Genomic DNA, 9,580 nt, shown 5'->3' with positions numbered 1-9,580 from the left:
CGCCTCGACCTCTACGAACGCCCCGACCCGGACGCGGCAGGTTTCGCCGCCGCCGCCGCCTCCTCCTCGTCGTCGTAGACGAGAAGGCCGTCCGTGCGCAGCCGCGCACCCGGGGTGGGGGAGTGGGGTGTCAGACGGCCGTCGTGCATGAGGTGGTCCACGGGGGTGTCACGGGCCAGCACGGCGAAGTCGGCGATGAGGCGTCGATGGCATCGCCACCACACCGCTTCACCGCACATCACCGCGGTGCGTTCCCGCGCCACCTGTGCCAGCAACCCGTCCATGGCGGTGACGAACTCCCGCGAGCGGGTGTGGCCGGCGTACCCCCTGAACGAGGTGTTGCGCCAGACGACGTCGGGTGAGTCCGGAGCCGGCTTGCGGAAGCCGCCCAGACGCTGCTCCCACCGGTAGGTGAGCCCCTCCTCGGGCAGCCATCCGGCGAGCCGCTCCCGCAGCAGGTCGGGATCGCGGCGGCTGCCGGGCGCCGTCCTGACGTCGACCACGGCGCTGACATCGGCACCGCGCAGCAGTGCGGCCAGCGCCGCGCGGTCCGCGGTGCCGTGGCCGAAGGTGACCAGGTGAGGCTGGGACATGTGGTCGGAGTCCCCCCGCTGCCCGCCCTCATACCTCCTGACCGCGGACGCGGAGACGGTGTGCCGCGTCCTCGGACCGCGGCGCGCGCGACCTGGTCGGACCGCTCCGGTCACCCCGCTCCGGTCACCGCGGGCCCCCAGCCGGGGGCTGTCGCGGAGTGCCCGTCACGCGACCACCTTGTCGACGAACGCCGCGAGGTTCACCACGGTCCGCCGGATCTTCTCCTCCAGCGTGATCGTCTCGGGCAGCCGCGCGCCGGCGCCCGCTTCCCGCTTGCCCCGGATGTACAGCGAGCAGGCCAGGTCGCCGCACATGTACGCGCCCACCGAGTTGCCCTGCTGCCCGGCCTTGCCGGCCTTCGGCGCGACCATGAGGCAGACGCCGCCGGAATGCGTGGTCAGGCACATCGAGCACATGCTGCGGCGCGCCTGCCCCAAGGCGGCGCTTGAGGACCTCAGCGCGAGTGCGGTCGGACGGCCGCCCAGCTCGGTCACGAGGTAGGCGCGGTCCGGCGCCTGGGGGTCTCGCCAGCCGAAGTAGTCCAGGTCGTCCCAAGGGCGGTCCGCGAGGTCGTGCGGCACGGACAGGCGCTTGGCCGCGCCCTTGGTGCAGTTCACGAAGGCGGCGCGGATCTCTCTTTCGGTCAGTGGCTTCATGTAGCGCAGCGTAATTTGCCTAAAAGCCTTAGGCAAATGAATAATCAGTACAGGTCAACGAGAGGGTGGTTATGGTGCGTGTCGGGCTGACCACGGAGCGTCTGGTGCGGGCGGGCGCGGAACTGGCCGACGAGGTCGGCTTCGAGCAGGTGACGGTCTCCGCGCTGGCCAGACACTTCGACGTCAAGGTCGCGAGTCTGTACTCGCACGTGCGCAACTCCCATGACCTCAAGACCCGGATCGCCCTGCTCGCCCTCGCCGAACTCGCCGACCGGGGCGCCACCGCACTGGCCGGGCGGGCGGGCAAGGACGCCCTGGCCGCCTTCGCGAACGTCTACCGCGACTACGCCCGGGAACACCCCGGCCGCTACACCGCGGCCCAACTCCGGCTGGACCCGGAGACGGCGGCGGCCAGCGCGGGCGTCCGCCACGCACAGATGACCCGGGCCATCCTGCGCGGCTACGACCTGGCGGAACCCGACCAGACCCACGCGGTCCGGCTGCTGGGCAGCGTCTTCCACGGCTACGTCAGCCTGGAGATGGGAGGCGGCTTCAGCCACAGCGCCCCCGACACCCAGGAGACCTGGACGCGGATCGTGGACGCCCTCGACGCCCTGCTCCGCAACTGGCCCGCGCGATGAACCCCGCTCGGTGAAGCACGTACCGGACACACCGACACCACCACATCAGCCGGAGGCGGCATGAGCACGCACACCGACGACGACCGGATCGACTGGATCACCACGCCGATCACCCGGGACCTCCTGCGCGGCGCCCTCGACCTGGAGCGCACCGAGCGCGGACTGCTGCCGCACCGGCTGCCCGCCCGGGCCCGCGCCCAGAACACCGACGGGCAGCTGGCCATGGCCGAGTCCCAGCCCTCCGGTATACGCCTGGCCCTGCGCACCCGGGCCACCACTCTCGAACTGGACACCCTGCCCACCAAGCGGGTCCACGTCGGCGCCCCGCCCCGCCCGGACGGCCTGTACGACCTGCTCGTCGACGGCCGGCCGGCCGGTCAGGGCAGTGTCGCGGGCGGCAACACCCTCACCGTCGACATGACCACCGGTACGGCGGGCTTCGAGTCCGGTCCCGTCGGCACCCTGCGCTTCGCCGGCCTGCCCGAGGGCAGCAAGGACATCGAGATCTGGCTGCCGCACAACGAGAGAACCGAACTCGTCGCCCTGCGCACCGACGCTCCCGTCGAGCCCGCCCCGGACCCCGGCCGCAGGGTCTGGCTGCACCACGGCAGCTCGATCAGCCACGGCTCCGACGCCGCGAGCCCCACCACCACGTGGCCCGCGCTCGCCGCCTGGCTCGGCGGCGTCGAACTCGTCAACCTGGGCCTGGCCGGCAGCGCCCTGCTCGACCCGTTCACCGCGCGGGCCATGCGCGACACCCCCGCCGACCTGATCAGCGTCAAGATCGGCATCAACGTGGTCAACCACGACGCGATGCGGCTGCGTGCCTTCGGCCCCGCCGTGCACGGCTTCCTCGACACCGTCCGCGAAGGGCACCCCACGGCCCCGCTGCTGGTCGTCTCGCCCATCCTGTGCCCCATCCAGGAGGACACCCCAGGCCCTCTCGCTCCCGACGTCTCCGGCCTCCGCGAGGGACGACTGCGGTTCGTGGCCATGGGCGACCCGGGGGAACGCGCGAGCGGGAAACTGACTCTGAACGTCGTCCGGGACGAGCTGGCCCGCATCGTGGCCCAGCGGACCGCCGACGACCCCAACCTGCACTACCTCGACGGCCGCGACCTCTATGGCGAGGCCGACGCCGCGGAGCTGCCCCTGCCCGACGACCTCCACCCGGACGCGGCCACCCACCGCCGTATCGGCGAACGCTTCGCCCGTCTGGCGTTCACCGACCGCGGCGCCTTCTCCCGCTGACCCTCACCCCCCGACGAGCGCGGCGAACCGCCGGGCGACCTCGCGCCAGACGGCCTCGGCCGCGGGCTCGTCGCGTTCCGCCCGGCCGAAGACCTCCGCCGGGTCCAGACCCCTGGCCCGGATCCGCTCCGGGGCCCACGACCGGACCCGGTCCGCGCCCGCCTCGGGATGGAACTGCACTCCCCACGCCCGGTCGCCGACCCGGAACGCCTGGTACGGGCACCGTTCGCTCTCCATCAGCCAGGCGGCGCCCGGCGGCAGGGCGGTCACGGCGTCCACGTGGTGCTCGACCGCCGTGACCCGCTCCGGCAGTCCCCCGAAGAGGGGATCACCCGCCGCCTCCGGCCGCAGACTGAGCGGCGTACTGCCGAACTCCGGTTCGCCGTGGTCGCCCTCCACCGTGCCGCCCGCGACGCGGGCGAGGAGCTGCCCGCCGAGGCAGATACCGAACACGGGAGCGCCCCGCTCCACCGCCTCGGCGACCAGGGCGCGGGTGGGCGCGAGCCAGGCCGCGCGGACGTCGTCGTCGGGCAGGTAGCCACCGCCCAGCACCATGACGCCCTCGTGCGCCGGACGCCGGGGGAGCGGCGCACCGGCGTACGCGTGCACCACGTCCAGCGACAGTCCGTCCGAGACCAGCCAGTCACCGAACCGGCCCGGCCCGCCGTCCGGGCCGTTCTGCACCACCAACAGCCGCGCCATCGACCACCCCTTGTCCGGCGCCCTTCGGACGACATCCTGCTCCAGGACATCCTGCTCCACGACGGCCTCCACCGCGGCGGAAAATCGCAGGCGCCGGCGGCCCGTCGGCAGGTACCGTCCCCGCATGTCTGATGATGACGGGTACTTCGGAGAAACCGTCGCCGCGCGATACGACGAGTCGTCGGCGGACATGTTCACCCCCGACGCGGTGGATCCCGCGGTCGACCTGCTGGCCGGGCTGGCCGGTGACGGCCGCGCACTCGAGTTCGGCATCGGCACCGGCCGGCTCGCGCTGCCGCTGGCGGACCGCGGAGTCCCGGTGCACGGCATCGACATGTCCCGGGCCATGACCTCCCGGCTGAGTGCCAAGCCAGGGGGCGACGCCGTCGGAGTGACCATCGGCGACTTCGCGACGACCCGGGTGCCGGGCACGTTCGCGGTGGCCTACCTCGTCTTCAACACCATCAACAACCTGACGACACAGGACGCCCAGGTCGACTGCTTCCGCAACGCGGCCGCGCACCTGGAACCCGGCGGCTGCTTCGTCATCGAGGTGGGTGTCCCGGAACTGCGCCTGCTGCCGCCGGGGCAGACCGCCGTGCCGTTCCGCGTCGGCCCGGCCGGCTGGGCGTTCGACACCTACGACACCGCCACCCAGGCGATGAGTTCGAACTACGTCACCCTCGTGGACGGACGTCCCGAGTACGCGTACTACCCCTTCCGGTACGTCTGGCCCTCCGAACTCGACCTGATGGCCCGGCTCGCCGGCCTGCGGCTGCGTGACCGGTGGGAGGGGTGGACCCGGAAGCCGTTCACCCACGAGAGCCGCGGCCACGTCTCGGTCTGGGAGAAGCCCGTCGTCTGACGTGAGCGGCCCGACGGGGCCGGGTCGTCCTGTCCCCGTCCCGGCCGGTCCGCGGAGGGCTCAGCGCCGGGCCATGTACAGTCCCAGGGCCTTGTGCAGCACCCTGTTGAGCGGATAGTCCCACTCGCCGAGGTACTCGACGGCCTCGCCGCCGGCGCCGACCTTGAACCGGAGCAGCCCCAGCAGCTGGTTGTCCTCGTCCAGGGTGTCGGTGATGCCGCGGAAGTCGTAGACGGCCGCGCCGAGTTCATGGGCGTCGCAGATCATCCGCCACTGGAGCGCGTTGTTGGGCTGCACCTCGCGCCGGCGGCTGGTGGACGCGCCGTACGAGTACCAGACGTGCTCCCCGACGGTCAGCATCGTGGCCGCGGCGAGTACCTCACCGTCGTGATGGGCGAGGTAGAGACGCATACGGTCGGGGTCCTCGGCCGTCAGCGCGGTCCACATGCGCCGGAAGTAGGCGAGGGGGCGCGGAACGAAGCCGTCCCGTTCCGCGGTCTCGACGTAGAGCTCGTAGAACGCCGGGAGGTCCTCGTGGTCGCCCCGGACGACTTTCACACCGGCCTTCTCGGACTTCTTGATGTTGCGGCGCCACTGCTGGTTGAAGCCGCTCTGGATCTGCTCCAGTGACCGGCCGGCGAGCGGTACCTGGCACACATGGCGCGGCTGTCCCGCCGCGAAGCCGTCCTCGCCCCCGGACTCGTTCTGCCGCCAGCCCATCCGGCGCAGCCGCTCGGCCACACCGTCGGCCCCGGATTCGCGCACGGTGGCCTCGACGTCTCCCAGACGCCGGGCTCCCGGGTCCGCGATCGCCGCCTTGACCGCCTCGGCACTCCAGCGCCGCGCCACCACCGGCGGCCCCATCCTCACCGAGAAGGCACCCCGCTCCTTCAGGTACGCGAGCATCGGCTCCAGCCACCGCTCCAGATCCGCCGAGCCCCAGTCGATGACCGGGCCCTCGGGCAGGTAGGCCAGGTACCGTTTCAGCTTCGGCAACGGCCGCAGCAGCACCAGCCCGGCCCCCACGAGGTCGCCGCCCCCGTCGAACCAGCCCAGGCTCTCCGCTCGCCAGTCCGGTTTCACGTCACCCCACGAGGGTGTCTGCAGGTGACTCACGGAGGGCCGGGACGCGACGAAGCGCAGATGTTCCTCGCGGGTGATCGCCTTCAGATGACAGCTCATGGGCGGTGCCCCTTTGTTCGACGTCGTCGGACGGGAGACGTCCGGTGCGCGGGCCGCGGTCGCGGTCCCGCACCTCACAGGGAATACCGGCGGCGGCCGATGCGCGCGCTGTCGGCCGGCCGCTCACCCGCGTGCCCCGCCCGGCGCGCGCGATCGTGGCCGGGGTGCGAGCGTGGCCGGGTTGGGCGGTGCGGGCAGGACGGACGGAGTGGACGGCCATGGCGCGGGCGATCTGGACAGGTGTCATCACGTTCGGGCTGGTCTCGGTCCCCGTCGGTCTGTTCACGGCGACGCAGGACCACACGATCCACTTCCACCAGCTGCAGCGCGGCACCTCGGACCGCGTCCGCAACCGGCGGGTCAACGAGCGCACCGGCGAGGAGGTCGCCTCCGGTGACATCGTCAAGGGCTACGAGGTGGGCGAGGGCGAGTACGTCGTCGTGGAGCCGGAGGAACTGGACGAGATCGCGCCGGGCCGCTCCCAGACCCTCGAGATCACGGACTTCGTCGACCTGGACCGCATCGCACCGGTCTACTTCGGCCGCACCTACTACGTCGCCCCGCGCGGCAAGGAGTACCTCAAGGTCTACGAGCTGCTCCGCACCGCCCTCGCCGAGGCCGGCAAGGTCGGCGTCGCCACCTTCGTCATGCGCAGCCGGCAGTACCTGACCGCGCTCCGCGCCGACGACGAGGTCCTGGTGCTCCAGACGCTGCACTGGGCCGACGAGGTCCGCGACCCGGTCGAGGAGCTTCCCGAGCTGCCCTCGGGCCGGGCGGACCGCGGCAAGGAACTGGACATGGCGATGCGGCTCGTCGACGCGCTCAGCGGCCCCTGGGACCCGGCCCATTACCACGACACGTACCAGGAGAGGGTCCGCGAGCTGGTCCGGGCCAAGGCCGAGGGCGAGGAGGTCGCCGTCGCGGAGGAAGCGCCCCGGGCCACCGACGTCGTCGACCTGATGGAGGTTCTACGGGGCAGCCTGGAGCAGGCGAGCGGGACCGGCGGCAAGCGGTCACCCGCGAAGGCGGGGAGCGCCGGCGGCAAGCAGCCCTCGGCACCGCGGAAGAGCGACACCGGCCGGCAGAAGCAGAGCGCCGAGCCGCGGAAGGGGAGCGCCGAGCCGCGGAAGGAGGGCACCGGCCCGCGGGAGCAGAGCGCCGAGCGGCGGAAGAAGGCCGCCGCCCCCTCCCGGAAGGCGCCGCCGAAGCGGGGCGAGCTGCGGGAGCTGAGCAAGACGGAGCTCTACCAGCGGGCCACCGACCAGGACGTCCCCGGACGGTCGAAGATGAGCCGCGAACAGCTCATCGACGCCCTCACCGGTGGCGGAAGCGGCCGGAAGAAGAAGACGGCCGCCGCCTGAACCCCGCCCAGCGGGCGACACCCGGCTCAGTGGGTGCTGAGCATGCCTTCCCGCAGACGGGCCAGCAGACGCGAGATCAGCCGGGACACATGCATCTGCGAGACCCCGAGGCGCTCGCCGATGTCCTTCTGGGTGAGCTCCTCGACGAACCGCCAGTGGATGATCTGCCGGTCGCGTTCGTCCAGCTCGGCGATCATCGGGGCCAGCGCGTGGAAGTCGTCCACGAGCGCCAGCGCGGAGTCGTCCGCGCCGATGAAGTCGGCCAGCGCCGACTCGCCGTCCTCGCTGCCGTTGATGGCCGCGTCCAGCGAGGCGGAGTTGTAGCCGTTGGCAGCCAGACGGGCCTCGACGACCTCGTCCTCCGGGAGGCACATCAGCTCGGACAGTTCCGCGGTGGTGGGGTTGCGGCCCAGCCGGCTGCGCAGCTCCTCGGTGGCGCGGGCCAGCTGGACACGGGCCTCCTGAAGCCGCCGGGGCACGTGCACGGCCCACGAGGTGTCGCGGAAGAACCGCTTGATCTCGCCGACGATGTACGGCACGGCGAAGGAGGTGAACTCGACCTCACGGGTCAGTTCGAACCGGTCGATGGCCTTGATGAGGCCGATCATGCCGACCTGGACGATGTCCTCCATCTCCTCCGGCCCGCGGCTGCGGAACCGGCCGGCCGCGAAGCGGACCAGGGACATGTTCATCTCGATCAGCGTGTTACGGGCGTACTGGTATTCGGGCGTGCCCTCTTCGAGCACCGTCAGCTGCTGGAAGAACAGCTTCGACAACTCCCGCGCGTCCTTGGGCGCCACCTTGGACGGGTCCGCGATCTCCGGCATCTCCGTGGTGGTGTGCTCGGTGGTCTGTGCGGTCGTCGTCGCCATGATGTGCCCTCCCAGGTCGATCGGCCCCCGTCATCGTCGGCTTGTCGGCCAACGACTGAGCGCCTACCCCGGGCCAAGACCCTCATGCATGAATCCGCGGACGGCGTTGCGGCGAAGGGTTCCGACGCCGTGTCAGAGGCCGAGGTAGAAGCGGACGGTGGTGCCGTCGTCCGTCGTGTGCACCCGCACCAGATCCGCGACGTAGTGGACGAGCAGCAGGCCGCGGCCGCCGATCTGCCCGTGCTCCGGCGGCCGGCGGCCGGCGAGCGGATCGGTGAGCCGGCCCGAGTCGCGGACCTCGCACACCACTTGCCCCGCCTCGGCCCAGACCGCCAGCGTCCCGTGACCGCCGCCGTGGATCACGCTGTTGGTGGTCAGCTCCGCCACCGCCAGTTCCGCGTCCTGCAGCCGCCGCTCGGCCAGTCCGAGCGAGGTGGCCCGGCCGACGACGAAGCGGCGTGCGTCCGGCAGCTCCCCGGCACCGAAGGCGAAGACGTCGGCGTCCGGCGCGGGCTCCAGCGGCTCGTTGTAGCGGGCGACGACCGCGCGCCAGTCGTAGGCCTCGCTGGCCCGCTGACGCCCCTCGGAGATGACCGTGGGATGGGTGATCAGCGCGTCGGCCAGGACGTCCGCGTCCAGCCGGGTCTCGTCGTACGGGCACAGGATCGTCGCGGAGCGGCCCGCGAAGGCCGCGTTGATCAACGCCTCGTGCTGGGCGCACGCCGGGTACTCCGCCGCGCTGCGCCCGGCCCAGACCGGCTCACCGATGATGCGCACGTGTTCGTGCGCGTGCGCGTCGGCGAACGCCCTGAGTACGCCGGGGATGATCCGTCCCGGATTCCGTCCGGCCTCCGCCATGTCGAGGAAGGAGACGTCCCGCGCGTCCGTTCCCAGCCCCGCCCTGATCAGCTCCAGGTTGGGGGCGGGCACGGCCACCGCCACCGGTTCACCCGAGGCGAGGCCCTCCCGGACGAACGTCACCGTCCGGTCGGCGTACTCGCCCTCCGAGCGGTAGAACAGCGCCGGATGCGCGAAGGTCTCGTCGGTGGTCACCGTGTTCATCGCGGCGCCACCTCGATCCGGTGCAGGGACGGCCAGAACAGCTCGAGCACCCGGGGGAGTTGCGGCGGCGGCTGTTCCACCACGACCCGCCCGCCGGGCAGGTTCATCGCGGTGACGGCGAGCGCCGTGACCCCGGCCACGTCGACGAAGCGCACGCCGGACAGTTCCACGTAGGACACGTCCGCGTGCCGTCGGGAGAGCTCCGTGAGGGCCTTCTCCCAGGAGACCCGGGTGGTCACGCTGATCTCTCCGCTGGCGCGGATGCCGGGACGACCGGACAGCGGGCCCACCTCCAGTACAGCCCCGCTCCGCAAGCGGGGCGGGCCGCCCGTGGGGCCTGTGGCATCCACACTCGATCTCCTTCGGAAATACCCCGGTGTCCGTCCGCGTCCCG

11 protein-coding genes are annotated in these 9,580 nt (G+C 72.0%); 4 read left to right on the top strand and 7 right to left on the bottom strand.

From position 1 onward, the window contains the following. Positions 1–11: 11 nt before the first annotated feature. A complete protein-coding gene (locus tag QC283_RS10255; protein WP_279561087.1) occupies positions 12–593 on the bottom strand; it encodes a DUF488 domain-containing protein in 582 nt (193 codons plus the stop codon). Positions 594–758: 165 nt separating this feature from the next. Next, positions 759–1,250 (bottom strand): FBP domain-containing protein, encoded by a 492-nt coding sequence (locus QC283_RS10250; protein ID WP_279561086.1) that lies wholly within the window; start codon positions 1,248–1,250, stop codon positions 759–761. A 71-nt stretch (positions 1,251–1,321) separates the two neighbouring features. Between QC283_RS10250 and QC283_RS10245 the strand changes: the two genes are divergently transcribed. After that, positions 1,322–1,891: a TetR/AcrR family transcriptional regulator gene (locus QC283_RS10245; RefSeq protein WP_279561085.1), complete on the top strand. Its 570-nt coding sequence runs from the start codon at positions 1,322–1,324 to the stop codon at positions 1,889–1,891. 60 nt (positions 1,892–1,951) lie between these two features. Then, a complete protein-coding gene (locus tag QC283_RS10240) occupies positions 1,952–3,142 on the top strand; it encodes a GDSL-type esterase/lipase family protein (protein ID WP_279561084.1) in 1,191 nt (396 codons plus the stop codon). Between the two features lie 3 nt (positions 3,143–3,145). Here the strand turns inward: QC283_RS10240 and QC283_RS10235 are convergent, their stop codons facing one another. Beyond that, positions 3,146–3,844, bottom strand: a complete 699-nt coding sequence (locus QC283_RS10235) for a type 1 glutamine amidotransferase (protein WP_279561160.1) — start codon at positions 3,842–3,844, stop codon at positions 3,146–3,148. A 124-nt stretch (positions 3,845–3,968) separates the two neighbouring features. On the opposite strand from QC283_RS10235, the gene QC283_RS10230 reads away from it, so the two are divergent. Further along, positions 3,969–4,709, top strand: a complete 741-nt coding sequence (locus QC283_RS10230; RefSeq protein WP_279561083.1) for a class I SAM-dependent DNA methyltransferase — start codon at positions 3,969–3,971, stop codon at positions 4,707–4,709. A gap of 60 nt (positions 4,710–4,769) precedes the next feature. Here the strand turns inward: QC283_RS10230 and QC283_RS10225 are convergent, their stop codons facing one another. Beyond that, a complete protein-coding gene (locus QC283_RS10225) occupies positions 4,770–5,891 on the bottom strand; it encodes a lipid II:glycine glycyltransferase FemX (protein WP_279561082.1) in 1,122 nt (373 codons plus the stop codon). Between the two features lie 218 nt (positions 5,892–6,109). On the opposite strand from QC283_RS10225, the gene ku reads away from it, so the two are divergent. Then, positions 6,110–7,252, top strand: coding sequence for a non-homologous end joining protein Ku (ku, locus tag QC283_RS10220; protein ID WP_279561081.1), 1,143 nt, complete (start codon positions 6,110–6,112; stop codon positions 7,250–7,252). Positions 7,253–7,278: 26 nt separating this feature from the next. On the opposite strand, the gene QC283_RS10215 is transcribed toward ku, so the two are convergent. The 3 genes from QC283_RS10215 to QC283_RS10205 form a co-directional block, all read right to left on the bottom strand. Beyond that, entirely contained in the window at positions 7,279–8,124 is an 846-nt protein-coding gene (locus QC283_RS10215; RefSeq protein WP_279561080.1) for an RNA polymerase sigma factor SigF, read from the bottom strand. 132 nt (positions 8,125–8,256) lie between these two features. Further along, positions 8,257–9,186: an anti-sigma factor RsbA family regulatory protein gene (locus QC283_RS10210; RefSeq protein ID WP_279561079.1), complete on the bottom strand. Its 930-nt coding sequence runs from the start codon at positions 9,184–9,186 to the stop codon at positions 8,257–8,259. Continuing rightward, positions 9,183–9,536, bottom strand: coding sequence for an STAS domain-containing protein (locus tag QC283_RS10205; RefSeq protein WP_279561078.1), 354 nt, complete (start codon positions 9,534–9,536; stop codon positions 9,183–9,185). Before QC283_RS10205 ends, QC283_RS10210 begins: the two co-directional genes overlap by 4 nt. Between the last annotated feature and the right edge of the window lie 44 nt (positions 9,537–9,580).

Origin of the sequence: Streptomyces sp. DH41 (assembly GCF_029813785.1) — a bacterium.
Taxonomy (GTDB): Bacteria; Actinomycetota; Actinomycetes; order Streptomycetales; family Streptomycetaceae; genus Streptomyces.
Note: the sequence above shows the minus strand (reverse complement) of the source record. Positions and strands in the feature narration are given on the sequence as shown.